The sequence below is a fragment of the Achromobacter ruhlandii genome (assembly GCF_002082135.1).
Classification (GTDB): Bacteria; Pseudomonadota; Gammaproteobacteria; order Burkholderiales; family Burkholderiaceae_B; genus Achromobacter; species Achromobacter ruhlandii.
On the sequence record NZ_CP017433.1, the window covers coordinates 5764711 to 5790112 of the forward strand.

20 protein-coding genes are annotated in these 25402 nt (G+C 69.0%); 14 read left to right on the forward strand and 6 right to left on the reverse strand.

Annotated elements, in window-relative coordinates; genetic code table 11:
• Positions 1-20: 20 nt before the first annotated feature.
• On the reverse strand, positions 21-1211 hold the full coding sequence (locus AruCF_RS26185; protein WP_049071524.1) for an acyl-CoA dehydrogenase family protein: 1191 nt from the start codon (positions 1209-1211) through the stop codon (positions 21-23).
• A 203-nt stretch (positions 1212-1414) separates the two neighbouring features.
• On the opposite strand from AruCF_RS26185, the gene AruCF_RS26190 reads away from it, so the two are divergent.
• From AruCF_RS26190 to AruCF_RS26210, 5 genes are read left to right on the forward strand one after another with little or no spacing between them, the layout of a single operon-like run.
• Complete coding sequence (locus tag AruCF_RS26190) at positions 1415-1813, forward strand: Zn-ribbon domain-containing OB-fold protein (RefSeq protein WP_049071522.1); 399 nt, start codon at positions 1415-1417, stop codon at positions 1811-1813.
• Entirely contained in the window at positions 1810-2982 is a 1173-nt protein-coding gene (locus AruCF_RS26195) for a thiolase family protein (RefSeq protein ID WP_049071520.1), read from the forward strand. The genes AruCF_RS26190 and AruCF_RS26195 overlap by 4 nt, the downstream gene beginning before the upstream one ends.
• 17 nt (positions 2983-2999) lie before the next feature.
• Entirely contained in the window at positions 3000-4520 is a 1521-nt protein-coding gene (locus AruCF_RS26200; RefSeq protein WP_049071519.1) for a class I adenylate-forming enzyme family protein, read from the forward strand.
• Between the two features lie 55 nt (positions 4521-4575).
• Positions 4576-5553, forward strand: a complete 978-nt coding sequence (locus AruCF_RS26205) for a Bug family tripartite tricarboxylate transporter substrate binding protein (RefSeq protein ID WP_049077472.1) — start codon at positions 4576-4578, stop codon at positions 5551-5553.
• Between the two features lie 19 nt (positions 5554-5572).
• Positions 5573-6526 carry an NAD(P)H-dependent flavin oxidoreductase gene (locus AruCF_RS26210; protein WP_049071518.1) on the forward strand — a complete coding sequence of 318 codons (954 nt, stop codon included), beginning with the start codon at positions 5573-5575 and terminating at the stop codon, positions 6524-6526.
• A gap of 3 nt (positions 6527-6529) precedes the next feature.
• Here the strand turns inward: AruCF_RS26210 and AruCF_RS26215 are convergent, their stop codons facing one another.
• From AruCF_RS26215 to AruCF_RS26225, 3 genes are all read right to left on the reverse strand, one after another.
• The gene (locus tag AruCF_RS26215; protein WP_235432739.1) at positions 6530-9925 is read right to left on the reverse strand and encodes an autotransporter outer membrane beta-barrel domain-containing protein; all 3396 of its coding nucleotides are present in this window, start codon (positions 9923-9925) and stop codon (positions 6530-6532) included.
• 273 nt (positions 9926-10198) lie between these two features.
• Positions 10199-11182: a Bug family tripartite tricarboxylate transporter substrate binding protein gene (locus tag AruCF_RS26220; protein ID WP_049071514.1), complete on the reverse strand. Its 984-nt coding sequence runs from the start codon at positions 11180-11182 to the stop codon at positions 10199-10201.
• Positions 11183-11502: 320 nt separating this feature from the next.
• Positions 11503-12402: a LysR family transcriptional regulator gene (locus AruCF_RS26225; RefSeq protein WP_049071511.1), complete on the reverse strand. Its 900-nt coding sequence runs from the start codon at positions 12400-12402 to the stop codon at positions 11503-11505.
• Positions 12403-12550: 148 nt separating this feature from the next.
• On the opposite strand from AruCF_RS26225, the gene AruCF_RS26230 reads away from it, so the two are divergent.
• The 4 genes from AruCF_RS26230 (at position 12551) to AruCF_RS26245 (ending at position 17136) form a co-directional block, all read left to right on the forward strand.
• A complete protein-coding gene (locus AruCF_RS26230; RefSeq protein ID WP_049071509.1) occupies positions 12551-13465 on the forward strand; it encodes an SDR family NAD(P)-dependent oxidoreductase in 915 nt (304 codons plus the stop codon).
• 7 nt (positions 13466-13472) lie between these two features.
• Positions 13473-14333 carry a MaoC/PaaZ C-terminal domain-containing protein gene (locus AruCF_RS26235; RefSeq protein ID WP_049071507.1) on the forward strand — a complete coding sequence of 287 codons (861 nt, stop codon included), beginning with the start codon at positions 13473-13475 and terminating at the stop codon, positions 14331-14333.
• On the forward strand, positions 14330-15568 hold the full coding sequence (locus AruCF_RS26240) for a CaiB/BaiF CoA transferase family protein (protein ID WP_049071506.1): 1239 nt from the start codon (positions 14330-14332) through the stop codon (positions 15566-15568). The genes AruCF_RS26235 and AruCF_RS26240 overlap by 4 nt, the downstream gene beginning before the upstream one ends.
• A 113-nt stretch (positions 15569-15681) precedes the next feature.
• Entirely contained in the window at positions 15682-17136 is a 1455-nt protein-coding gene (locus AruCF_RS26245) for a methyl-accepting chemotaxis protein (RefSeq protein ID WP_049071504.1), read from the forward strand.
• 112 nt (positions 17137-17248) lie between these two features.
• On the opposite strand, the gene AruCF_RS26250 is transcribed toward AruCF_RS26245, so the two are convergent.
• On the reverse strand, positions 17249-18772 hold the full coding sequence (locus AruCF_RS26250) for a fumarate hydratase (RefSeq protein WP_049071502.1): 1524 nt from the start codon (positions 18770-18772) through the stop codon (positions 17249-17251).
• A gap of 241 nt (positions 18773-19013) precedes the next feature.
• Complete coding sequence (locus tag AruCF_RS26255; protein WP_049071501.1) at positions 19014-19781, reverse strand: crotonase/enoyl-CoA hydratase family protein; 768 nt, start codon at positions 19779-19781, stop codon at positions 19014-19016.
• A gap of 259 nt (positions 19782-20040) precedes the next feature.
• Between AruCF_RS26255 and glyQ the strand changes: the two genes are divergently transcribed.
• Genes glyQ through AruCF_RS26280 form a run of 5 tightly spaced genes read left to right on the forward strand, consistent with a single transcriptional unit; the run spans position 20041 to position 25325 of the window.
• Entirely contained in the window at positions 20041-20952 is a 912-nt protein-coding gene (glyQ, locus tag AruCF_RS26260) for a glycine--tRNA ligase subunit alpha (protein ID WP_006388861.1), read from the forward strand.
• Complete coding sequence (gene glyS, locus AruCF_RS26265; RefSeq protein WP_049071499.1) at positions 20953-23091, forward strand: glycine--tRNA ligase subunit beta; 2139 nt, start codon at positions 20953-20955, stop codon at positions 23089-23091. It abuts the gene before it with no gap.
• Positions 23088-23627 (forward strand): D-glycero-beta-D-manno-heptose 1,7-bisphosphate 7-phosphatase, encoded by a 540-nt coding sequence (gmhB, locus tag AruCF_RS26270; protein WP_049071496.1) that lies wholly within the window; start codon positions 23088-23090, stop codon positions 23625-23627. The genes glyS and gmhB overlap by 4 nt, the downstream gene beginning before the upstream one ends.
• Positions 23627-24355: a lysophospholipid acyltransferase family protein gene (locus AruCF_RS26275; RefSeq protein WP_049071494.1), complete on the forward strand. Its 729-nt coding sequence runs from the start codon at positions 23627-23629 to the stop codon at positions 24353-24355. Before gmhB ends, AruCF_RS26275 begins: the two co-directional genes overlap by 1 nt.
• Positions 24342-25325, forward strand: coding sequence for a M48 family metallopeptidase (locus tag AruCF_RS26280; RefSeq protein WP_144419077.1), 984 nt, complete (start codon positions 24342-24344; stop codon positions 25323-25325). Before AruCF_RS26275 ends, AruCF_RS26280 begins: the two co-directional genes overlap by 14 nt.
• The last annotated feature ends 77 nt before the right edge of the window (positions 25326-25402 follow it).

Sequence of the window (25402 nt, forward strand, 5' to 3'; positions counted from 1 at the left end):
CGGGCGTCCGGATTGGCGGTTTACAGGCCCAGCACCAGGCGGGCGATGATGCCCTTCTGCACTTCGGTGGTGCCGCCGTAGATCGAGGTCTTGCGCATGTCGGCATAGCCCGCGCCTGACGCCGCCGCCATCTCCGGCCCGGGGCCGTGATACGCGGCCTCGGCCAGCATCCATTCGGGGTCGTACGGCCAGGCGTCGGGGCCGGCCACTTCCATCTGCAGCATGGCCAGGTCCTGCTGGATCTCGGAGCCGCGGATCTTCAGCACCGAGGCCTCCGGGCCGGGCGTGCCGCCATTGCTCGCCGCCACGCGCAGCAGCAGCATTTCCAGCGCCATGATGTCGACCTCGATGCGCGAGATACGATCGCGCATGCGGCTGTCGGCCAGCAGCGGCCGGCCGCGCGACGTGGCGCGGGCCGCCATGTCCTTGAGGATGCCGAGTTCGCGATGGCAATGGCCCAGGCCGGCGATGCCGGTGCGTTCGTGTCCCAGCAGGTACTTGGCGTACGTCCAGCCCTGGTTCTCCTCGCCCACCAGGTTGGCGACCGGCACCCGCACGTTCTCCAGCCACACTTCGTTGACATCGTGACCGCCGTCGAGCGTGCGGATCGGACGCACGCTCACGCCCGGCGCGCGCATGTCCAGCAGCAGCATCGAGATGCCGCGCTGGGCGCGCGCGTCGGGATCGGTGCGCGCCAGGCAGAACATCCAGTCGGCGTACTGCGCCAGCGTGGTCCAGGTCTTCTGGCCGTTGACCACGTATTCATTCCCATCGCGCACCGCGCGGGTCTTGAGCGAGGCCAGGTCCGACCCCGAACCCGGTTCGGAATAACCCTGGCACCACCAGTCCTGCACCCGGGGAATACGCGGCAGGAAGCGCGCCTGCTGCTCGGCGCTGGCGTACTTCATCAGCACCGGCCCGATCATGGACAGGCCGAACGGCAACAGGCGCGGCGCGCCGGCCTTGAAGCATTCCACTTCGAAGATCAGCCGTTCCAGCGCGTTCCAGCCGGTGCCGCCGTGCTCGACGGGCCAGTTCGGCGCGCCCCAGCCCTGGTCGGCCAGGATGTTGTGCCAGCGCACGTAGTCATCGCGCTCCAGCCGCTGGTGCCGGCGCACCTTGTCGCGGATGTCACGCGGTAGCCGGTCGGCGGCGAACGCGCGCACCATTTCGCGGAACCGGATCTCCTCCGGCGTCCAGGTCAGATTCATGGCCTACCTCCTTTGGCGGCTATCTAGCCATGCCGACCCGGCGCCGGACAATCTGCGGTTGCCGAAGGCGGGCTTTTGCCTCGGTGTAGGGCCATCGCGAACGGGCACTACGGGCCGGCAAAAGGCCTGCTTCAGCAATGAAGAATGGCACCTGCCGGCGCCAGCCCCGACACTGGCGACTCATCCATCCGAAACCGTATGCCATGACCGCAACCGACCCACGCGCCACCGAAGGCGTCGAGGCGCAATACCGCCAGGCGCTCGATCAGGGACGCTTCCAGATCCAGCATTGCGACGCCTGCGACCGCGCCGTGTTCTATCCCCGCATGATCTGCCCGCATTGCGGCGCGCAGCAGTTGTCCTGGCGCACGCCGGACGGGCGCGGCACGGTCTATTCCACCACCACCGTGCGGCGCAAGCCCGAGGCGGGCGGCGACTACAACGTGGCGCTGGTCGACCTGCTCGAAGGCGTGCGCCTGATGAGCCGGGTCGAGGGCGTGGCGCCCGACGCCGTGCGCATCGGCATGGCGGTGCGGGCCCAGGTGGCCGTGACGGAAGGCCGCGGCCTGCTGGTCTTTGTTCCCAACAAGGAGGCGCAATGACGCTGAACGATCTGCGCGGCGCCGTCGCGGTGGCGGGGGTCGGCCATGCCGGCCTCGGCCAGGCCCACGGCTACACCGAAATGGAAATCCTGGTGCAGGCGGCGCAGCGCGCGGTGGCCGACGCCGGCCTCTCGATGCGCGACATCGACGGCCTCTGCACCGCCAGCGTGGCGGCGCCGATGTGGGCGATGCCGGTCATCGAGCACCTGGGCATCCGCCCCAGCTTCATCGACAGCACCATGCTGGGCGGTTCCAGCTTCGTGGCGCACCTGCTGCCGGCGCTGCACGCGCTGGCCTCGGGCCAATGCAACGCGGTGCTGGTCTGCTATGGCAGCACGCAGCGCACCTCGACACTGAGCCGCGCCGAGATCGGCCGCGTGCGCAAGCAGTTCGATCCGCAACCCTACGAGACACCGTACGACCCGTTGAGCCCGCTGTCGTCGTATGCGCTGGCCGCGGCGCGCCACATGCACCAGTACGGCACCCGCCGCGAACACCTGGCGCAGGTCGCGCTGGCCGCCAACCAGTGGGCCCAGCTCAATCCCGAGGCGCAGCTGCGCGAGCCGGCCACGCTGGAGCAGATCCTGGCCGCGCGCATGGTGTCCGACCCTTTGAGCGTGCGCGATTGCTGCCTGGTCACCGACGGCGCCGGCGCCTATGTGCTGGTGCGCGCCGACCGCGCCCGCGACCTGCCGCGCCCGCCGGTCTACCTGCTGGGCAACGCCACCGCCGTCTGGAACCGGCAGATATCTTCGATGGAAGACCTGACCGTCACCGCCGCCAGCGAATCGGGCCGCCGCGCCTATGCCATGGCGGGCGTCTCGGCCCAGGACATCGACGTGGTCGAACTGTACGACGCCTTCACCATCAACACCCTGCTGTTCCTGGAAGACCTTGGCTTCTGCGCCAAGGGCGAAAGCAAGGACTTCATCGCCGACGGCGCCATCGCGCCCGGCGGGCGGCTGCCCGTCAACACCAACGGCGGCGGCCTGTGCTGCGTGCATCCCGGCATGTACGGCGTCTTCATCATGATCGAGGCCGTGCGGCAACTGCGCGGCGAGGCCGGCGCGCGCCAGGTGACCGGCGCCGAACTGGCGCTGGTGCACGGCAACGGCGGCACGCTGTCCAGCCAGGCCACCGCCATCCTCGGCACCGCCGCCACCCTCTGACCCCGATCGCAGCAACCATGTCGCACGCCGAACCGCTCACCCGCATCCACCAGTTGCTGGCCCGCCAGGCCGGCAGCCAGCCCGACGCCATCTGCCTGTACGAGGAAGGCGGCGGCATCCTGACCTATGCGCAACTGTGGCAACGCGCCGAAGACGCGGCGCGCTGGCTGACGGCGGCGGGCGTGAAGCCGGGCCACCGGGTGCTGATGGTCGGCGAGAACTGCGCCGCCATGATCGCCGCGTTGTTCGGCTGCGGCATCATCGGGGCCTGGCCGGTTGGCGTGAACGCGCGCTTGTCGGCGCGGGAAATCGCCGCCATCGGCGCCCACGCCCAACCCGAGATCACGCTCTACACCAGCGGGGTTTCCGGCGCCGCCGCCGCCCATGCCGACGCGGCCGGCGCGCAACCCGCCGATGCCGCCGCCTGGGGGCCAGGCGTGCGGGCACGGCGCGCGGATTCCCCGACCCAACCCGAAACCGATGCCCAGGCCGCCGAGGTCGCCACCGTGATCTACACGTCCGGCACCACGGGCGCGCCCAAGGGCGTCATGGTGCCGCATCGCGGCCTGCTGCATTTCGCCGGCGTCTCGGCCGCGTCGCGCCGCCTGACGCCGCGCGACATCGGCTACGCCGCCCTGCCGCTGTCGCACATCTTCGGCATCGCCACCGTGCTGATGGCGACGCTGCACGCCGGCGCGAGCCTGGTGCTGCGCAGCCGCTTCGATCCCGAGGACGCCTTCAAGGCGCTGGCCCACCCCGGCATCAGCATCCTGCAGGGCGTGCCGACCATGTTCAACCGCATGCTGGCGGCCGCGCCGCCGCGCGCCGAATTGCGCGCGCCGGCGCTGCGCTACGTCTACACCGGCGGCGCGGCGCTCGACCCGACGCTCAAGCGCGACGCCGAACGCTACTTCGGCGTCGCCATGCATCACGGCTATGGCATCACCGAATACGCCGGCTCCATGTTCATCACCGACATCGACGCCCCGCCGACCGATTGCAGCGCCGGCTACGCGGTGGACGGCGTGCAATTGCGCATCGGCAGCCCCGACGCCGACGCGCCGCGCCCGGGCGAACGCGGCGACATCCTGATCCGCGGCCCCGGCGTGATGCTGGGCTACTACCGCGACCCGGCGCAGACCGCACAGGCCCTGCTGCCCGGCGGCTGGCTCAACACCGGCGACATCGGCTACCTGGACGACCGCGGCGCGCTGTACATCGCCGGCCGCTCCAAGGACCTGATCATCCGGTCCGGCTTCAACGTCTACCCGATCGAGGTGGAGGCGGTCATCAACGCCTTTCCCGGCGTGCGCCTGTCGGCGGTGGTGGGCCGCCCCACGGAGGACCACAACGAGGAAGTCATCGCCTTCGTCGAGCCGCTGCCCGGCGCGCGCCTGGACACCCACCTGCTGATGCTGCACCTGCGCGCCCAGCTGGCGCCGTACAAGCGGCCGGCGCGGATCCACTGCATCGACACGATTCCCACCACCGTCAGCGGCAAGATCCTCAAGCAGCCGCTGAAAGAAAGGCTGGCGTAGGCGCGGCCCCGCTGTTCCGCTCCGCGACCGGCTCATTCCACAAGGAGACATGAGCGTGAACATCAAGACCCTGCTCGCCGCGGCCGCCGCCGTGGCGGCCATGACGGCCGGCGCCAGCGCGGCCGCCGACAGCGCCTACCCCGACCGCCCCATCCGCCTGCTGGTGGGCTACGCCCCCGGCGGCCCGGTGGACACCACCGCGCGCGTCTTCGCCAAATACCTGGGCGACAAGCTGGGCCAGGCGGTCGTGGTCGAGAACCGCGCCGGCGCCAGCGGCATGATCGCCTCCGACGCCACCGCCAAGGCGCCGCCCGACGGCTACCTGCTGGGCTTTGCCGCCAGCCCCACGCTGACCATGTCGCCGCTGGTCCAGCGCAGTACCCTGTTCGATCCGCGCAAGGACTTCTCGCTGATCGGCCTGGTGGTCGACTACGCCAACGTGCTGCTGATCGGCCCGCAGGCCCCGGCCAAGAGCGTGGGCGAGCTGGTCGACTACGCCCGCGCCCATCCCGATGCCGTGTCGTTCGGCTCGGCCGGCATCGGGGCGTCGAACCACCTGTCGGCCGAACTGCTGAAGAAGCAGGCCGGCGTGCCGATGCTGCACGTGCCGTATCGCGGCAACTCGCCGGCGATGATGGACGTGGTCAGCGGCAAGATCACTTTCATGTTCGACATCACCAGCACCGCGATTCCGTTCATCAAGAGCGGCAAGGCGCGCGCGCTGGCCGTCACCTCGCGCACCCGCAACCCCGAGCTGCCCGACGTGCCCACCATGATCGAGGCCGGCATGAAGGACTACGAGGTGGTCGGCTGGTACGCGCTGGTCGGCCCGCGCAAGCTGCCTGACGCGGTACAGGCGCGCCTGAAACGCGCGCTATCCGAGGTGTCGAAGGACCCCGCCTTCCGCCGCGCCATGACCGAGGGCGGCTACACCATCAACACCGGCGACGCCGCCGCGCTGCAACAGCGCATCGACCGCGAATATGCCCTGTGGGCCGATGTGATCCAGAGCGCCAACATTCAGGCCAACTGACCCCGAGGGAACACCGCCCATGACGCCGCCCGCATTGCGCACGCAGACCCGACTGCCCATCATCGGCGCCCCCATGTTCCTGGTCTCCGGCCCGGACCTGGTGGCGGCGCAATGCGGCGCCGGCATCATCGGCACCTTCCCGTCGCTCAACGCCAGGCCGCAGGAACAGCTGCACGCGTGGATCACGCGCATCGAAGACAAGCTGGCGCGCGCGCGCCGGGCGGCGCCGCACGCCGTCATCGCGCCCTATGGCGTCAACCTCATCGTCCACCCCAGCAACGCCCGCTGGCAGGGCGACCTGGCCATCTGCGCCGAGCGCCGCGTGCCGCTCGTCATCACCTCGCTGCATCCACCCGAAGCGGTGGTGCGCGCCGTCCACGCCTACGGCGGCCAGGTCTACCACGACGTCACCACGGTGCGCCACGCCCGCCGCGCCCTGGACGCCGGCGTCGACGGCCTGATCCTGGTCGCGGCCGGCGCCGGCGGCCACGCCGGCCGGCTCAACCCCATCGCCCTGGTCAACGAGATCCGCGCCTTCCACGACGGCCCCCTGGCCCTGTCCGGCTGCATCAGCCACGGCAAGGACATCCTGGCAGCCCAGGCCCTGGGCTGCGACTTCGCCTACATGGGCACCCGCTTCATCGCCACCCGCGAATCCCTGGCCAACGACGCCTACCGCGAAATGATCCTGCGCGCCCAGGCCGCCGACGTCACCTACACTCCCTACTTCTCGGGCGTGCCCGCCAACTACCTGAGCGAGAGCATCCGCGCCGTGGGCCTGGATCCCGCCCAGCTTCCCGACTACGACGCCCCGCCCCCGAACCTGGACAAGAACACTCGCCCCAAAGCCTGGAAAGACGTCTGGAGCGCCGGCCAGGGCGTGGGCGCCGCGCAGGAAGTGCTGGCGGTACACGAGCTGGTGAATCTGCTCGAAGCGGAATACCAGGCAGCCAGGCAAGCGCTGCTGCGCTGACAGTCAGAAGCGATAGCTGATCCTGACACTGCCCGCCTGCGACGACGCGCGGGACGTGTTGACGAGCGCATCATAGGCAAGAGACACGTCCAGTTGCCGCGTCAGCGGCAAGCCGACGCTTGCGCCGAACGTCAGGAAGCCGCGCGACAGATCGGCGCCCGGCGCGGCGAAGCGCGTGCCGTCCTGCGACACGACCGTCATCGCGCGGCCGGTATCAAGCAGTTCGTGGGCGTAGGCCACACGGAACTGGAGATTCAACGGCCGCTGCGCGCTATCGAACGCCGTGTCGAAGGTCATGCCGACGTAGGGCTGCAGGCTGCGGGCGGTGTCCGAGCCGACATGCAGGTTCTGGCCCCTTGCGCCGCCTTCGTCAAAGCTGTTGGCGTGGAAATAGGCATAGCGCAATCCCAGCTGGGGCGTCATGACCAGTCCGCCAAGCGCCAGGGGCTTGCTGACTTGCGCCGCCGCCGTGAATTCCTGCCCGACATGATCACCCTTGGCCGTGCCGACATTCTCGAAGGGCCGCTTTTGCGACAGAAAATGCAGGCCGTAGCCGAGCATGCCCGTCACGTCGACCGGCCCCAGGTCGCGGCTGGCATAGGTGGCCAGGCGCACCGTGTCGCGCGTGCCGGCGCTTTCCGTGCTCTCTTCCGACAGCTCGGCATGGGAATAGCCCATCGCCAGGCCGAAGGTGTTGCGATCCACCCGCTTGTCGGCGCCGGCGAGAAAGCCGTACTGGTTTTCCTGGAAGCCCGGCAGCCCCCCCGAGCCGGACAGCCGGCCATGCCGTCCCGTGGCGTTCGCCCAGACCGAAACGGCATCCGGCGCCTCGGCTGGCCCGGACGCGACGGCGCGCCGCGTCGCGCGTTCGAGCACCGCCGCCGTGGCCGACTGCGCGCTCATCAACGCGGCACTGCCAAGCGCCGTATAGATGCTGGTGCGGGTCGGCGCGATGATCACCGGCGTGTCGCCCGGCGTGTTGCCCGGCGTGTCGCCCGGCATGCCCGAGGCCGGATTGCTCAGCAGCAACGCGACGTCGTTGGCGCCGTAGGCCACCGATGAGCGCAGGCCGTTCAGGTCCGCGCCGGAGGCCAGCGAACCCGTTACCGACGAGAAGCGCCCGCTGATGCCATTGGCCGCGCTCACCACGTTGTAGCGCGTGGCCGAATAGGTGCCCGGCGCGTATGTGATCGCCAGCGTCCCGTTCAATGTGGCGCTGCCACCGACCTTCAGCAACGATGCCTCGGTCGGACTGACTTCGATGGCCAAGGTCGCATTCGACGCCTGGGTGTAATTGCCGCCCACGCTCAGCGTGCCGATGGACCCGCCGGGCGACACCATGCCCCCGTTCGTCACACTGCCGAGAATCGTGCCGTGCCCGCCCAGCGTGCCTTGCGCCCCGACCGCCACGTCGCCGCCCAGCACCGCGGCGCCATGGCCGGCATCGCCCACCTGGAGCCTGCCCTGAGCGACAGTCGTCGATCCTGTGAATCCGGCATTCGAACCATTGAGCACGAGCATGCCGGTCCCTTGCTTGAGCAACGCGCCGCTGCCCGTGAACTCGCCTTCATAGACGCTGTCGGTGGCCCCGCCGAGCGTCAGCGTGCTGGCGCCGGCCAGCACGCGCGAACCGGCCACCCCGTACAAGCCGGCCAGCGTCTGGCCCGATGCCGCCGACAGGTCGAGCGTCGCGCCGCTGCCCATGAGCGAGATGGCCGAGGCCGCGGACAGCCGTCCCGCGCCGGTGAGCACCAGCGTGCCGCCGTTGATCGTGGTCGCGCCGGTGTAGGTGTTTACCCCCGAAAGCGTCTGCGTGCCACTGCTGAGCACCAGTCCGCCGGCGCCGTCGATGACGCCGGAAAACACGCCCGACGCGTTCGTCAGGGTCAGGGTGCGGCCGCCGAGCGCGACTCTCCCGCCGCCCGCAAGGCTGGCCACGGACGCGCCGCTCGTCGTCGCCGAAATGTCCAGCGTTCCGTCGCTGGTCACCCCGCTGGATGCCGCCACGCTGCCGCCGCCACTGAGCGCGAGCGTCGCGCCGCTGACGATGGTGGTGGTTCCCGTGTAGGTGTTGACGCCCGCCATCGTCAGGACCCTGCTGCCCTGGACGCTTACCGAGCCCGCGCCGGAGATGACGCCCGCAAACGTCAGGCCGTTTGTCGCCGAAGAGAACGCGACGCCGGACGCGGCATCGGTCAGGATCACATCGTTGCCCAGCGTCAGCCCGGGGTGGCCCGCGGAAATGGTGGCGGTCGCCCCCGCATCGAACAACAGACCGCCTACGATGTTGGAGCCCGTCAGCAGCGTCAACGTGTTGCCCGTGCCGCCGAACTGGATGGCCGCCGCGCGGGCCCCGCCCGGGCCACTCGGCGCGCCGGTGATGGTGCCCGCATTGACGATCGTGTCCAGGCCGCGCGTCACGATACCGACCCCGCCGCCATTGCCGGCGCCGCCGGCGATGGTGCCGACATTGAGGATAATATTGCGCGAGCCGGCAAGATTGATGCCGGCTCCGCCCGCCCCGTCCGCCCCCGCGCCGGAGTTGCCCGCCCCCCCGCTGCCGCCCGCGCCTCCAGTGATGCTGCCGGTATTGGTGATGGTGGCGTTGCCGCCAACCGCGAGCAGGCCGTCGCCGCCGGCGCCTCCCCCGCCGCCAAAGCCGCCGCTGCCGCCGTTGCCGCCAGCGCCACCGGTGATCGTGCCATGATTGTTGACCGACGCCACCGCCCCGGCCGACGTCAAGCCGCTGCCGCCCCCGCCGCCGCCGCCGCCGTTGCCGCTGCCCGTGTTGAAGACATTGCCGCCATTGCCGCCCGCGCCGCCCACGGCCGCCGCCGAATTGTTGATGGTGATATCGTTGCCCAGGTACTGAAGCGCTGTATTGCCGCCATTGCCACCGCCGCCGAAATTGGTGCCGTCGCGGCCGGCATTGCCGGCGTCGCCCGCGATCGGCGCGTTGATGGCCAATCCAGACCCCGGGAACATTTGTGCCGGTGCGTTGGCGGTCGCGTTGCCTGCGTCGCCGGCAGCCCCCGCGCCACCCGTTCCCGAGCCGCCCCAGCTTCCCGGCACCTGCACGGTCACGTTGCCCGGGCCGAGCTCGCTGGCGCCGCCCCCCTGGCCATTGCCATTGCCGCCAGCGCCGCCGCGACCGGGATAACCCGCTCCGCCGGGCGCGCCGCAACCCGTCGTGTCGCTGGCGGAACAGGCGGCCAAGGCGGGCGCCGCCGCGGTCGAAAGGGCCAGCGCCAGGGCGGCGCTGCCGGCCGCGAGCATGACGCTTGCGGCCGACCGCAAGCTGGCCGCCGCAGGCGCGAAATCGTAGCGGTGTGACGTCGGAACGGTCGAAGACGCCGGCGCGTCACAGTGGGCCACAAGCCCGGATTTGCCTTGGAGCACGAATTTCCCCTTGCTTCCGCCCTGCCCAGTACCAGGATGACCCGGAGGGGACAACCGCCAGAATCCCGCGGCACGGCAATCATATGGAAGCCAGCGCCCGGGGAAGACCAAGCGTGTTCAACTGCCGAGCGCTGGAGCGTTGCGCCGTCTGAGCGCGCATCGGCAGCAAATGTAATGCAAAGTTTCGTGGTTCGCCATGCTGGCGTTCCCGGCGGGGGGGCGCGCCACCGGACCGCGCGAGGACGGGAACCCCTGCGCAGCTTGATACGGCGCCTATTCCAGCTTGATGCCCGCCTTGTTGATCACTTCCCGCCATTTCAGGACTTCGCCGCGCACGAACGCGCCAAACGCCTCCGGGCTGCCGGGCTTGGGTTCCGCCCCCGCCGCCACCATCGCCTTGGCCGTCGCGGGATCCGACAACACCTTCACCATGTCCGCATTGACCCGCGCCACGATGTCGGCGGGCGTCCCTTTCGGCGCCAGCACCCCGCTCCACGAATACGCTTCGTACCCCGGCACGCCGGACTCGGCAATCGTAGGCACGTCCGGCAACATGCTCGACCGCGTCGGATTCCCCACCCCCAACGCGCGCACCTTGCCCGTCTTCAGATGCGGCACCGCCGACGGCCCGTCCGCGAACATCACCTGCACCTGCCCGCCCAGCAGATCCTGCATCGCCGGCGCGCTGCCCCGGTAAGGAATGTGCTGGATCTTCACGCCCGCCATCGCATTGAACAGCTCGCCCGCCAGATGCGTGCCGCCGCCCGTTCCGGAGGAGCTGAACGACAGCTTGCCCGGATTCGCCTTGGCATAGGCAATGAGTTCGCTCACCGAATTCACCGGCAGCGACGGATTCACCACCAGCACAATGGGAAACACCGCCGCCATGCCCACCGGCACGAAATCGCGCGTGATGTCGTAGGTCAGGTCGCCGCGCAGGCTCGGCAGCACCGCATGATGGATGGAAGCGAAAAAGAAGTTGTAGCCGTCCGGCTCGGCCTTGGCGGCGAACTGCGCGCCAACGATGCCGCCGGCGCCCGAGCGGTTGTCCACCACCGTCGGCACCGACCACAGGTGGCCCAGCGGCTGCGCCGTGAAGCGCGCGGTGGTGTCCACCGGACCGCCGGCCGGAAACGGCACGATGAAGGTGACGGCGTGGCCGGGCCAGGCGGCGGCGCGGGCGAAAGTGGGCAGCAACGTCGTGGCGCACGCAGCGCCCAGCCCCGCGATGACGCGGCGGCGTTGAGGATCTAGCAAGGCAGTCTCCTGAGTCTCGTTCTTGTCGGTGGCGCGGCCGCAAACCACACCGGAACAACGCGGTGCCTTGCCGCCTGCCGGCCCCATTTTTCTACTGCCTGCGCATCAGGCGCGGCCGGGGCTTTTTTATTATTTGCCGCGCGGCCGCTTTTGCCGCTACACATTTTCAAAAGCCCCTCTTTCGCCGCGACGCCGTGTTCGCTGAACGCACACTATCGCGCATCCGATGTGGCGCCACGCCGACGGCCATGCGTCCCGTCAGGCCGTCGGCGCGGGCGCAACGCCACGCTCGCCGCGGCACGACACCGCCCCCGCCACGGCTACTGTCCCCGCGCCGCGCGCTGCACGTGTTCGATAAAGCATTCGGCGAAGCTGGGCAGGTCGCGGCCGCGCTGGCGGCACAGCAGGCGGTCGCGCAGGGCCCAGGGATCTTCCAGCTTCAACACGTGCAAGGCATCGGGCCGGCTGTAGCGCGCCGCGCAGGCGCGCGGCACGACGGCGATGCCGGCGCCGGCCTCGACCATGCGGCACACGGCCTCGAAACTGCCCACGTGCACGCGCTGGCAGATGCGCTTGCCCAGGCCGCTGGCGATGTCCTCCAGGAAGGTCTGGATGGCGCTGTCGGGATGGATGCCGACGAACGGGTAGGCATCGATCAGGTCGGCGAAATGGGCTGACTTCGACGCCGCCAGCGGATGGTCCAGCGCCGTGACCACGGTGAGTTCATCGCGGAACAGCGGCGTCACATCCAGGCCCTCGACGTCGATGTTGCCGGCCACCAGCCCCAGGTCGCCGGCGCCCGCGCGGATCGCGATGACGATGTCGCCGGAGATCTTCTCTTCCAGCTCGACGTCCACGTCGGGGTTCTCGGCCAGGAAGGTCGACAGCGCGTCCGCCAGGAAGGAATTGGTGGCGGTGGTGTTGGCCAGCAGCCGCAGCCGCCCTTTCAGGCCGCTGGCGTAGGGCTGCAGGTCGGCGTTCAGGCATTCGAGCTGGCGGAACACCGCGTTGGCGTGCTTGAGCAGCACCTCGCCGGCCGGCGTCAGCGCCACGCCCGTCGCCATGCGCACCAGCAGCCGCGCCTTGAAGGCCTCTTCCATGTGCTTGACGCGCGCGCTGGCGGCGGGCAGCGACAGGAAGGTGCGTTCCGCCGCACGGGTCAGATTGAGCGTTTCTCCCACGTTCACGAAGAGCCGCAGGTCAGTCAGATCATGTCTCATGTTCCACCACACAGAAGGGGGGCATTTCTAATTTTGAATTCTTCGAATGCCGTGACGACCATACCATGGGGCAACCCCGTAAACCATACGGTTTGACGCGGAACTGTTTCCCATGCGGCGCGCGCCGCGGCATCTGGAGTAAGCCCCAATGAGCGGTATTGTTTCCGGCAAGGTAGTGGTCGTTACAGGCGCGGGCGGCGGCATCGGCCGCGGCATCGCGGTGGCCATGGCGCAGGCGGGCGCCAAGGTCGTGGTCAACGACATCGGCGTCTCGCTCACCGGCGAGGGCGGCGGCGAAGGCCCCGCGCAGGCCGTGGCGCGCGAGATCGTCGCGGCGGGCGGGCAGGCCGTCGCCAACACCGACAGCGTGGCCGCGTACGACAGCGCCAGCCGCGTCATCCAGACCGCCATCGACGCCTTCGGGCGCATCGATGCGGTGGTCAACAACGCCGGCAACCTGCGCGACCGCGTATTCCACAAGATGAGCGAAGATGAGTGGCGCCAGGTCATCGACGTGCACCTGAATGGCTCGTTCTTCATGAGCCGCGCCGCCGCGCCCTATTTCCGCGAGCAGGAATCCGGCGCCTTCGTGCACATGACGTCCACGTCCGGCCTGATCGGCAATTTCGGCCAGGCCAACTATGCCGCCGCCAAGCTCGGCATCGTCGCGCTGTCCAAGTCGATCGCGCTCGACATGGCGCGCTACAACGTGCGCTCGAACTGCATCGCGCCGTTCGCCTGGAGCCGCATGACCAGCTCCATTCCCGCCGAGACCGACGAGGAGAAGGCGCGCGTCGAAAAGCTGAAGAAGATGGAGGCCGGCAAGGTCGCGCCCATGGCGGTGTACTTGGCCAGCGACGCGGCCAGCGCCATCACCGCGCAGGTGTTCGCGGTGCGCGCCAACGAGATCATGCTGATGAGCCAGCCGCGGCCGCTGCGCAGCGTGCACCATGGCGAAGGCTGGACGCCCGAGCTGATCGGCGAGATCGCCGTGCCCGCCATGCGCAAGCATTTCTACGCGTTGGAGCGCTCGCCCGACGTGATCGACTGGGATCCCATCTGAGGCCGCCATGCCACTCGATTACGCAACCGTGAAGCACTGGCGCTTCGACGACGTGCGCCAGCACTACGACGACAAGGACACGATGCTGTACGCCCTGGGCATCGGCCTGGGGCAGGATCCGGAGGACGAGCGGCAACTGCGCTACGTGTACGAGAAAGACCTGCGCGCCTTTCCCACCATGAGCGTGGTGCTGGGCTATCCGGGCTTCTGGATGAGCGACCCGCGCGCCGGCATCGACTGGGTCCGGCTGGTGCATGGCGAGCAGCGGCTGGCGGTGCACGCGCCCCTGCCCACGTCCGGCACCGTGATCGGCAGGAGCCGCGTCACCCACGTGATCGACAAGGGCGCGGACAAGGGCGCGATCGTGGTCACCGAACGCACGCTGCACGACAGCGCCGGCAAGCACCTGGCCACCTTGCGGCAAAGCACCTTCTGCCGTGGCGACGGCGGCTTCGGCCAGGGCGACGCCAGCCCCGAGCCGCTGCCCCCCGCGCCGCAGGGCGAGCCGGAGCGCCGCTGCGAACTGCGCATTCCGCCGCAGGCGGCGCTGCTGTACCGCCTGAATGCCGATCGCAATCCGCTGCATGCCGACCCCGAGGTCGCGCATCAGGCGGGTTATCCCAAGCCGATCCTGCATGGCCTGTGCTCCTACGGCATCGCCGCGCACGCGCTGGTCAAGACCTGGTGCGACTACGATGCCGCCCGCCTGACCCGGCTGGATGCGCGCTTCTCGGCGCCGGTCTATCCGGGCGAGACCTTGCAATGCGATATGTGGCGCATGCCGGATGGCCAGATCCGCTTCATCGCCCGCGCCGTCGAGCGCGACATCGTCGTGATGAGCCACGGCGCCGCCGAGGTGCAGCCATGACGCGCCCGCCCGCATTGGACGGCATCCGCGTGCTGGACCTGTCGCGCATCCTGGCAGGCCCCTGGTGCACGCAGAACCTGGCCGACCTGGGCGCCGACGTCATCAAGATCGAACGCCCCGGCGTCGGCGACGACACCCGCGCCTGGGGCCCGCCCTTCCTGAAGGACGGCAATGGCGTCGACACCAACGAATCCGCCTACTACCTCAGCGCCAACCGCAACAAGCGCTCGGTCGAGGCCGACATGGCCACGCCGCAAGGCGCGGCGCTGATCCGCGAGCTGGCGGCGGTCAGCGACATCCTGGTCGAGAACTTCAAGGTCGGCGGACTGGCCAAGTATGGCCTGGACTACGCCAGCCTGAAGGCCATCAATCCGCGCCTGATCTATTGCTCGGTCACCGGCTTCGGCCAGGACGGTCCGTTCGCGCAACGTCCAGGCTACGACTTCATGATCCAGGGCATGGGCGGGCTGATGAGCATTACCGGCGAACGCGACGACCTGCCCGGCGGCGGACCGCAGAAGGCCGGCGTGGCAGTCACCGATATCGTCACCGGCATGTATGCGACGGTGGCGATCCTGGCGGCGCTGCAGGAACGCCACCGCAGCGGGCTGGGCCAGCACCTGGACATCGCGCTGCTCGACAGCCACGTGGCGCTGCTGGCCAACCAGAATTCCAACTATTTCAATTCCGGCGTGGCGCCGAAACGCGCCGGCAACGCGCACCAGAACGTGGTGCCCTACCAGGTCTTCGCCGCGAGCGACGGCCATCTGATCGTGGCCACCGGCAACGAATCGCAGTACCGCGCCTATTGCAAGGCCATCGGCGCGCCGGAGCTGGGGGACGATCCGCGCTTTGCCACCAACCGGCTGCGCGTGGCCAATCGCGAGATACTGGTGGCGCTGCTGGCCGACATCATGCGCCAGGGACGGCGCGATGACTGGATCGCCAGGCTGGAGGCCGTGGGCGTGCCCTGCGGCCCGATCAACGATATCGCCCAGGCCTTTGCCCACCCGCAGGCGAAGGCACGGCAGCTGCGCCGCGACCTGCCGCATCCCGGCGGCGGCGTCGCGCCCGTGACCGCCAGCCCATTGCGCTTTTCCGATTCGCCGGTGGTGTATCGGCGCGCGCCGCCGCTGCTGGGCCAGCACACCGAGGAAGTGCTGCGCGAGGTGCTGGGAAAGTCGCCGCGGGCCATCGCCGAATTCGTATCGACGCGTCTCCGCCAACATGACTGAGGATCTCATTTATCAGACAGAATAACGAATGAAGGCTCATGTTCGGCAAGGGTTTTGACCTTATGATTTCGGCCACCCCCTGATCCAATCCCTATTGCGCCGAGCGAGCCGCCATGCCAGTGACCAGCCCCTTGGGGCGCCTCTTTCGTCGCAAGCGCGACACCCGGGACGCGGATCTTCACGGCCAGATCGCGGCCATCCACAAGGCGCAGGCGGTCATCGAGTTCGACCTGGACGGCCACGTGCTCATGGCCAACCAGAACTTCCTCGATGCCATGGGCTACTCGCTCGACGAACTGCTGGGGCAGCACCATCGCATCTTCGTCGCCCCGGACCGGCGCGATTGTCCGCAATACCAGGCCTTCTGGGACAAACTCAAGCGCGGCGCCTATGACGCGGGCCGCTACCGCCGCATCCACAAGGACGGCAGCGACGTCTGGCTGCAGGCCAGCTACAACCCGATCCTCGACGCCTCCGGCCAGCCCTTCAAGGTGGTCAAGTACGCCACCGACGTCACCGAACAACAACGGCGCCAGGCCGACACCGAGGGCCAGCTCGCCGCCATCTCCAAGGTGCAGGGCATCATCGAGTTCGAACTGGATGGCACCATCATCCGCGCCAACGACCTGTTCCTGGACGCCATGGGCTACCGCGAAGACGAACTGCGCGGCCGGCACCACAGCATGCTGGTGCTGCCCGAGGAAGTCCGCAGTCCCGCCTACCAGGAATTCTGGCGCAAGCTGCGCGGCGGTGAATACGACACCGGCCAATACCTGCGCATCGGCAAGAACGGCCGCCGCGTCTGGATCGAGGCCAGCTACAACCCGATCTTCGATGCCGAGGGCCGGCCCTTCAAGGTGGTGAAGTTCGCCACCGACATCACCAAGCGTTTCACCGCCGCGCAGACGCTGCGCGTGGCGGTGCAGGGCCTGACCGAGAACGCCGAACGCGCCGGCCAGGCCAACTCGCTGGCGCTCGACGCCTGTCGGGTGGCCGAAGAAGGCGGCAAGACGGTGGCGGGGGTAGTGGCCACCATGGGCGCCATCACCGACAGTTCCAAGCGCATTTCGGAGATCATCGGCGTGATGGACGGCATCGCGTTCCAGACCAATATCCTGGCGCTCAATGCCGCGGTCGAGGCGGCGCGCGCCGGCCCGCACGGCAAGGGCTTCGCGGTGGTGGCGGCCGAAGTGCGCAGCCTGGCCCAGAACAGCGCCGCCGCGGCCAAGGAGATCAAGGACCTGATCACCACCTCGGTCCAGCAGATCGGCAACGGCGCCGAGCAGGTGCAGTCCGCCGGCGCCACCATGGAGAACATCGTGACCTCGTCGCGGCGGGTCACCGAGATCATGGGCGAAGTGGTGGAGGTCTCGCTGGCGCAATCGGCCAAGCTGGGCGAAGTGACCGAGGACATCACCCAGATGACGGCCGAGGCGGCACACGAACTGCAGAGCGCTTATGAGACCCAGGACCGAACCGGGGCGGTGCGCGAAGCGGCATCGGCGCGGGCCGCGGCGCCCCGCGCACCGGCGTCCTCGCAATCAACGCTGGAGTACGTGCGCTACTGACCGGCCCTGATCGGGCGACCACGGGCGCCCGCGCCGACGGCAGGCCGCGAATCGTCCAGGAGATAAAAAAGGGCGCCGTCACCGGCGCCCTTTTCGCGTTCCTGTCGCCCGTTTACGCGACGGCGACGGGGATCTTGCCGATCCGGGCCTGCCATTCCTTCGGCCCGGTGGTGTGGACCGAGGTGCCCTGGGCGTCAACCGCCACGGTCACCGGCATGTCCTTCACGTCGAACTCGTAGATGGCTTCCATGCCCAGGTCGGCGAAACCCAGCACCTTGGCGCCGCGGATCGCCTTGGACACCAGGTAGGCCGCGCCGCCCACGGCCATCAGGTAGGCCGAGCCGTGCTTCTTGATCGACTCGATCGCGACGGGGCCGCGCTCGGACTTGCCGATCATCGCGATCAGTCCAGTCTGCTCCAGCATCATGTCGGTGAACTTGTCCATGCGGGTGGCGGTGGTCGGACCGGCCGGGCCCACCACTTCGTCGCGCACCGGATCGACCGGGCCGACGTAGTAGATGACGCGGTTGGTGAAGTCCACCGGCAGCGGCTCGCCCTTGGCCAGCATGTCCTGGATGCGCTTGTGCGCGGCGTCGCGGCCAGTCAGCATCTTGCCCGACAGCAGCAGGGTCTGGCCCGGCTTCCAGCTGGCGACCTCTTCCTTGGTCAGCGTGTTCAGGTCGACCTGCTTGGACTTGTTGTAGTCCGGCGCCCAGTGAACTTCCGGCCATTCCGACAGCGACGGCGGGTCCAGGCGCGCCGGGCCCGAGCCGTCCAGCTCGAAGTGGGCGTGGCGGGTGGCCGCGCAGTTCGGGATCATGGCGACCGGCTTGGAGGCCGCGTGCGTCGGGAAGGTGTTGATCTTGACGTCCAGCACGGTCGTCAGGCCGCCCAGGCCCTGGGCGCCGATGCCCAGCGCGTTGACCTTTTCGTACAGCTCGATGCGCAGCTCTTCGAGCTTGTTCTGCGGGCCGCGGGCCAGCAGTTCGTACATGTCGATGTCTTCCATCAGCGACTGCTTGGCCATCAGCATGGCCTTTTCGGCGGTGCCGCCGACGCCGATGCCCAGCATGCCCGGCGGGCACCAGCCGGCGCCCATGGTCGGGACCGTCTTGAGCACCCAGTCCACCAGCGAGTCGCTGGGGTTGAGCATGGCGAACTTGGACTTGTTTTCCGAACCGCCGCCCTTCGAAGCCAGCTGCACGTCGACCTTGTCACCCGGGACAAGCTCGACGTGCAGGATACAGGGCGTGTTGTCGCGGGTGTTCTTGCGGGCGAACAGCGGATCGTCCAGCACCGAGGCGCGCAGGGGATTGTCCGGGTTCAGGTAGCCGCGGCGCACGCCTTCGTCGCACAGTTCCTGCAGGGTGCGCTTGGTGTCGAAGCGCACGCCCATGCCGACCTTCAGGAACACGTTGACGATGCCGGTGTCCTGGCACAGCGGGCGCTTGCCTTCGGCGCACATGCGCGAGTTGGTCAGGATCTGCGCCATCGCGTCGCGCGCGGCCGGGCTTTCCTCGCGCTCGTAGGCGCGGGCCAGGTGGCGGATGTAGTCGACGGGGTGGTAATAGCTGATGAACTGAATGCCATCGGCTATCGACTGGATGAAGTCTTCTTCTTTGATGAGGACGGACATGGCGATATGCGATTAACGAAGGGAACGTGAAAACGCGGCCGACCTACCGGCCAGCCGCGCTGGTGAAAGGATTGCTTTTGCCGCCGGGCCGCCCCAAGGCAAAAGAGCCCCCGCGGGGGGCAGCTAGCTCGCATGGCGAGCGCGGCGTGGGGGTTATTCCCCCGCCGGGCCGCCCCAAGGCAAAAGAGCCCCCGCGGGGGGCAGCTAGCTCGCGCAGCGAGCGCGGCGTGGGGGCACCCATTTATTTGCCTTGCCAGACGGGCTTGCGCTTCTCGGCGAAAGCCGTGGCGCCTTCCTTGGCGTCGGCCGACGAGAAGATGTGGGCGATCAGCGGACGCTGGCGGCTGAACATCTCTTCCTGGGTCCAGTCGCCGGACTGCGCCACGATGCTCTTGGCGGTCTGCACCGACAGCGGACCGTTCTCGACGATGGCGCGGGCCAGTTCCAGCGCGCCGGCCAGGGCGCCGCCCGGCTCGGCCAGGCGGTTGACCAGGCCGAAGCCGTAGGCGCGCTCGGCGCCCAGCATGTCGCCGGTCAGGATCACTTCCATGGCGATGTGGTACGGCAGGCGGCGCGGCAGGCGCAGCATGCCGCCGGCGCCGGCCACCAGGCCGCGCTTGACTTCGGGCAGGCCGAACTTGGCGTTGCTGGCGGCCACGATCAGGTCGGACGCCAGCGCCATTTCGCAGCCGCCGGCCAGGGCGTAGCCTTCGACCGCGGCGATCAGCGGCTTTTTCGGAGGCGCTTCGTTCAGGCCGGCGAAACCGCGGCCTTCGACGTACGGACGCTGGCCCGACTTGGCGAAGGCCTTCAGATCCATGCCCGACGAGAACGTGCCGCCCGCGCCCGTCAGGATGCCGATGCGCACGTCGTCGCGGCTGTCCAGCTGATCCAGCGCGGCGGCCATGGCCTGGGCGGTTTCCAGGTTGATGGCGTTCTTGGCCTCGGGGCGATTGATGGTGATGATCTGGATGCCGTCGGCGACTTCCACCTTGATCAGGTCAGACATGCGGATGCTCCTTCCGGGGTTTTGGGAATGTTGGTTTTATATAAGACTGGTCAACCTGGAATGATACGACCAATGCCGGACAGCCGCAGGGCGCCGCGCCGCCGGTGTCCGCCTGGAGCACGCCCCGTCCGAGATGTAACGGCCAGGATGTAACCGCCATCCCGGGGTCCGCCCCCCGGGGCCGCCCCGGGCCAGTTAAAATGCCCGGTTTCCCACGCCCACGGCAGACGTCGCCTGGCGATCGAATTCCAAGAATCCTATGCTCACCTTTCAGCAAATCATCCTTACGCTCCAGGAATACTGGGACAAGCAGGGTTGCGCCCTGCTGCAGCCCTACGACATGGAAGTCGGCGCCGGCACCTCGCACACCGCCACTTTCCTGCGGGCGATCGGCCCGGAGCCCTGGCGCGCGGCCTACGTGCAGCCCTCGCGCCGCCCCAAGGATGGCCGTTACGGCGAGAACCCCAACCGCCTGCAGCACTACTATCAGTACCAGGTGGTGCTGAAACCCGCGCCCCCGGAAATCCTGGACCTGTACATCGGCTCGCTCAAGGCGCTGGGCATCGACCCCACCCAGCACGACATCCGTTTTGTCGAGGATGACTGGGAAAACCCGACGCTGGGCGCCTGGGGCCTGGGCTGGGAAGTGTGGCTCAACGGCATGGAAGTAACCCAGTTCACCTACTTCCAGCAGGTCGGCGGCCTGGATTGCACCCCGACCACGGGCGAGATCACCTACGGCCTGGAACGCCTGGCCATGTACCTGCAGGACGTGCAGAGCGTGTACGACCTGGTCTGGACCGAAGGCGCCAACGGCCGCCGCGTGCTGTACCGCGACGTGTTCCACCAGAACGAAGTGGAGCAGTCCACCTACAACTTCGAATACTCGTCGGCCGAGATGCTGTTCGCGCACTTCAACGACTACGAAGCCGAGGCCAAGCGCCTGATGGACGTGCCGCTGGCGCTGCCGGCCTATGAAGCCACGCTCAAGGCCGCGCACACCTTCAACATGCTGGACGCGCGCGGCGCGATCAGCGTTACCGAGCGCGCCGCCTATATCGGCCGCATCCGCAACCTGTCGCGCGCCGTCGCGCAGGCCTACTACGATTCCCGCGAACGACTGGGCTTTCCCATGCTGGGCCGCGACAAGGCCGCCGGGGAGGCTGCATAAATGACGACGAACATCCGCCCCCTGCTGGTCGAGCTGCTGACCGAAGAACTCCCGCCCAAGGCCCTGCAGAAGCTGGGCCAGGCTTTCGCCGAAGGCGTGCGCGCCACGCTGGCGCGCCACGGCCTGCTGGCCGACGGCTGCGCCGTCGAGCCCTACGCCACGCCGCGCCGCCTGGCGGTGCGCCTGTCGGCCGTGCTGGCCCAGGCGCCCGACCAGGCCTACGCCGAAAAGCTGATGCCGGTGAAGATCGGCCTGACCGAAGACGGCAAGGCCACTCCGGCGCTGCAGAAGAAGCTGGCCGCCAAGGGCCTGGAAAACATCGACCTGGCCACCCTGGAACGGGAATCCGACGGCAAGCAGGATTACCTGGTCGCCCGCGGCACCGCCCCCGGCGCCGCGCTGGCCGCCGGCCTGCAGGAAGGCATCGACGCGGCCATCGACGGCCTGCCGATCCCCAAGGTCATGCGCTACCAGTTGGCCGATGGCGAAACCACCGTCAAGTTCGTGCGCCCGGCGCACGGCCTGATCGCGTTGTTCGGCGCCGACGTCGTGCCCGTGGCCGCCCTCGGCCTGACCGCCGGCCGCGAGACGCTGGGCCACCGCTACATGAGCAACGGCGCCATCGCCATCGCCGATGCCGACGCCTACGCCGCCACCCTGGCCGAAAAGGGCCGCGTGGTGGCCTCGTTCGAAGGCCGCCGCGACGAGATCCAGCGCCAGCTGCTGGACCACGCCGGCCGCCTGTCGGCCACGCTGGGCGACGACCCCGAAGTGGCCGCCCTGCTCGATGAAGTCACCGCCCTGGTCGAACACCCCACCGTCTACGTCGGCGAGTTCGAGGAACAGTTCCTGCAAGTGCCGCAGGAATGCCTGATCCTGACCATGCGCCTGAACCAGAAATACTTCCCGCTGTTCGACCCGGCCAGCGGCCGCCTGACGCATCGCTTCCTGATCGTGAGCAACATGCGCACGGACAACCCGGTGAACATCGTCGAAGGCAACCAGCGCGTGGTGCGCCCGCGCCTGGCCGACGCCCAGTTCTTCTTCGAGACCGACCGCAAGACGCCGCTGGCCGCGCGCGTCGAGCAACTGGGCTCGATCGTCTACCACAACAAGCTGGGCACCCAGCTCGAACGCGTCGAGCGCGTGCGCGCCATCGCCCGCGACGTGGCCGGCAAGCTGGGCGGCGACGTCGCCGCCGCCGACCGCGCCGCGCTGCTGGCCAAGGCCGACCTGGGCTCGAACATGGTGGGCGAGTTCCCCGAGCTGCAAGGCATCATGGGCGCCTACTACGCCGCCGGCGACGGCGAGCCGGACAGCGTCGTGCAGGCGCTGCGCACCCAGTACCGCAACCGTTACGACACGCCGGTCTCGCAGGACGACCTGACCGCCGCCACGCTGTTCATCGCCGAACGCGCCGAGACCCTGGTCGGCATCTGGGCGATCGGCCTGGCGCCCACCGGCGAACGCGACCCCTTCGGCCTGCGCCGCGCCGCGCTGGGCCTGATCAGCGCCTTCGAGCAACTGGCCGCCGGCGGCTGGCTCAAGCTCAACCAGGACGGCCCGCTGTCCCTGGACGGCCTGCTGGCCGCCACCGCCGCCACCTTCCCGGCCGGCAAGATCCCCGCCGACACGCTGGCGGAAGTGCGCGCCTTCATCTACGAACGCTACCGCAACCAGCTGATCAACGAGCACGACCGCAACGCGGTCGAGGCCGTCATCGCCCTGGCGCCGCCGCTGCACCAGGTGGGCGAGCGCGTGCGCGCCGCCGCCGCCTTCGCGCAGATGCCCGAGGCCGCCAGCCTGGCCGCCGCCAACAAGCGCATCGGCAACCTGCTCAAGAAGGCCGAGGGTGAAATCGGCGCGGTCAATGACGCCGCGCTGGTCGAGCCCGCCGAAAAGGCGCTGGCCGCCGCCATCGCCGCGCTGCGTCCGCAGGCCGAGGCGCAACTGGCCGCCGGCGACTTCGCCGCCAACCTGCGCACGCTGGCGCAGGCGCGCGAGCCGGTGGACGCTTTCTTCGCCGACATCATGGTCATGGCCGAAGACCCCGCGGTGCGCGCCAACCGGCTGGCGCTGCTGGGCCAGTTGCACACCCTGATGAACCAGGTCGCTGACATTTCCAGGCTGGCACAGTGAAGCTCATCATCCTCGACCGCGACGGCGTCATCAACCAGGACAGCGACGCCTTCGTCAAAAGTCCCGACGAATGGATCGCCCTGCCCGGCAGCCTGCAGGCCATCGCCCGCCTGACGCAGGCGGACTGGACGGTGGTGGTCGCCACCAACCAGTCCGGCCTGGCGCGCGGCCTGTTCGACATGGACACGCTGACCGCCATCCACACCAAGATGCGGCGCGAGCTGGCCGCCGTCGGCGGCAGCGTCGACGCCGTCTTCATGTGCCCGCACGGCCCGGACGACGACTGCACCTGCCGCAAGCCGCGTCCCGGCATGTTCGAGCAGATCGGCCACCGCTATGACGTCGACCTGGCCGGCGTGCCGGCCGTGGGCGACTCGCTGCGCGATCTGCAGGCCTCCACCGCGACCGGCTGCGCGCCGTGGCTGGTGCTGACCGGCAACGGCAAGAAGACGCTGGCCAAGGGCGGCCTGCCCGACAACACCCGGGTCTGCGACGACCTGTCGGCCGTGGTCGACGCCTTGCTGCAGGACAACTGATGGCCCGGCTGCGCTCGCTCCTTTATTTCCTGTTCCTGGCCATCACGGTCATCCCCTATGCCTTCGCCTGCGTGCTGTGGGCGCCGCTGCCGCTGCACCTGCGCTACAAGCTCACGGTGGGCTGGCCGCGCCTGGCGATCTGGGGCGCCAAGGTGTTCTGCGGCATCCGCTGGCAGGTGAAGGGCTGGGAAAACCTGCCTGACGGCCCGGCGGTGCTGCTGTCCAAGCACCAGTCGGCCTGGGAAACGCTGTTCTTCCCGGCCTACATGCCGCGCGAAGTGTGCTTCGTCTACAAGAAGGAACTGCACATGGTGCCGTTCTTCGGCTGGGGCCTGGCGTTGCTGCGCATGATCGCCATCGACCGTTCCAAGGGCCGCGACGCCTTCGAGCAGGTGGTCAAGCAGGGACAGGTCCGGCTGGACGAAGGCCGCTGGCCGCTGCTGTTCCCGGAAGGCACGCGCGTGCCGCCGGGCAAGACCGCGCGCTTCAAGATGGGCGGCGCGCTGCTGGCCTCGCGCACCGGCGCGGTGGTCATCCCGGTGGCGCACAATGCCGGCGAATGCTGGCGCCGCAACGCCTTCGTCAAATATCCGGGCATGGTTACGCTGTCCATCGGTCCCGCGATAGAATCGAAGGGAATCTCCCCCGAGGAACTGAACCAGAAAGTGCAGGACTGGATCGAAGGGGAAATGCGGCGTCTCAATCCAGAAAGGTATGCCCAGCACTGACCAGCTCGAACTCCTGTTCGACGTGCGAGACTCCGACGCGTCTGCCGACGCGTCGCCCTTGAGCGCGTCTCCCGCGCCGCGCAAGGCGCCGGTGGCCACGCCGCCCGCGCCGCTGTTCCCTCCTCCTGCCTCCTCCGCGCCCAAGCCGGCCGGCGAACCGCTACTGACGCTGTCGCCCAACGCCGCCGCGCGCGTGCCCACCCCCTGCCCCGATCCGCTGCCGCCGGGCGCGCGCTGGCGCGAGGTGGACACCGATTCGCAACCCATCGGCTTCGTGCTGCTGCGCTCGCGCCGCCGCAGCATCGGCTTCGTCATCACCGACGACGGCCTGCGCGTCACGGCGCCCAACTGGGTCACACTGGCGCAGATCGACGACGCGGTGCGCGAAAAATCCCGCTGGATCGTCGCCAAGCTGCGCGAATGGCACACCCGCAAGCAGCAGCTGGCCATGGCCCACACGCGCTGGCAGGCGGGCGGCGAGCTGCCCTACCTGGGCAAGCGCATCGTGCTGGGCGTGGGCGGCGACAGCCGCCAGACCCGCCTGTCCGGCGATGCCGAGGCCCCGGCCGACGGCGACACGCTGTGGCTGGCGCTGCCCGCCGACGCCGACCAGGGCCGCATCCGCGACGCCGCCCAGGCCTGGCTGCAGCAGCGCGCCGGCGCCTGGTTCGGCGCCCGGTTGGCGCACTTCCTGCAGATCAGCGGCCTGAAGATCCGCCGCTGGCGCCTGTCGTCGGCGGCCACGCGCTGGGGCTCGTGCACCAGCGACGGCAACATCATGCTGAACTGGCGCCTGATCCATTTCGCGCCCGCCATCATCGACTACGTCATCGCGCACGAACTGGCGCACCTGCGCGAAATGAACCACAGCCAGGACTTCTGGCGCGAAGTCGGCCAGATCCTGCCCGACTTCGAGGAAGCCAAGAACGTGCTGCGGCGCCACGACCCCGCCTCGCTGCCGCAATTCTAGGGTCGGCGCGAGACGCCCGCGCAACCGGCCCAGGGGCCAGTTCCCACTAAAAGAAGCCTCGCATGAGCACCCACGGA

Coding starts and splice junctions, on each gene's coding strand:
- AruCF_RS26195 (WP_049071520.1), top strand. CDS start 1,810: ATGACGCTGAACGATCTGCGCGGCGCCGTCGCGGTGGCGGGGGTCGGC.
- AruCF_RS26235 (WP_049071507.1), top strand. CDS start 13,473: ATGCCACTCGATTACGCAACCGTGAAGCACTGGCGCTTCGACGACGTG.
- AruCF_RS26240 (WP_049071506.1), top strand. CDS start 14,330: ATGACGCGCCCGCCCGCATTGGACGGCATCCGCGTGCTGGACCTGTCG.
- AruCF_RS26245 (WP_049071504.1), top strand. CDS start 15,682: ATGCCAGTGACCAGCCCCTTGGGGCGCCTCTTTCGTCGCAAGCGCGAC.
- AruCF_RS26275 (WP_049071494.1), top strand. CDS start 23,627: ATGGCCCGGCTGCGCTCGCTCCTTTATTTCCTGTTCCTGGCCATCACG.
- AruCF_RS26210 (WP_049071518.1), top strand. CDS start 5,573: ATGACGCCGCCCGCATTGCGCACGCAGACCCGACTGCCCATCATCGGC.
- AruCF_RS26280 (WP_144419077.1), top strand. CDS start 24,342: ATGCCCAGCACTGACCAGCTCGAACTCCTGTTCGACGTGCGAGACTCC.
- AruCF_RS26185 (WP_049071524.1), bottom strand. CDS start 1,211: ATGAATCTGACCTGGACGCCGGAGGAGATCCGGTTCCGCGAAATGGTG.
- glyS (WP_049071499.1), top strand. CDS start 20,953: ATGACGACGAACATCCGCCCCCTGCTGGTCGAGCTGCTGACCGAAGAA.
- AruCF_RS26255 (WP_049071501.1), bottom strand. CDS start 19,781: ATGTCTGACCTGATCAAGGTGGAAGTCGCCGACGGCATCCAGATCATC.
- AruCF_RS26200 (WP_049071519.1), top strand. CDS start 3,000: ATGTCGCACGCCGAACCGCTCACCCGCATCCACCAGTTGCTGGCCCGC.
- AruCF_RS26190 (WP_049071522.1), top strand. CDS start 1,415: ATGACCGCAACCGACCCACGCGCCACCGAAGGCGTCGAGGCGCAATAC.
- AruCF_RS26225 (WP_049071511.1), bottom strand. CDS start 12,402: ATGAGACATGATCTGACTGACCTGCGGCTCTTCGTGAACGTGGGAGAA.
- AruCF_RS26250 (WP_049071502.1), bottom strand. CDS start 18,772: ATGTCCGTCCTCATCAAAGAAGAAGACTTCATCCAGTCGATAGCCGAT.
- AruCF_RS26230 (WP_049071509.1), top strand. CDS start 12,551: ATGAGCGGTATTGTTTCCGGCAAGGTAGTGGTCGTTACAGGCGCGGGC.
- glyQ (WP_006388861.1), top strand. CDS start 20,041: ATGCTCACCTTTCAGCAAATCATCCTTACGCTCCAGGAATACTGGGAC.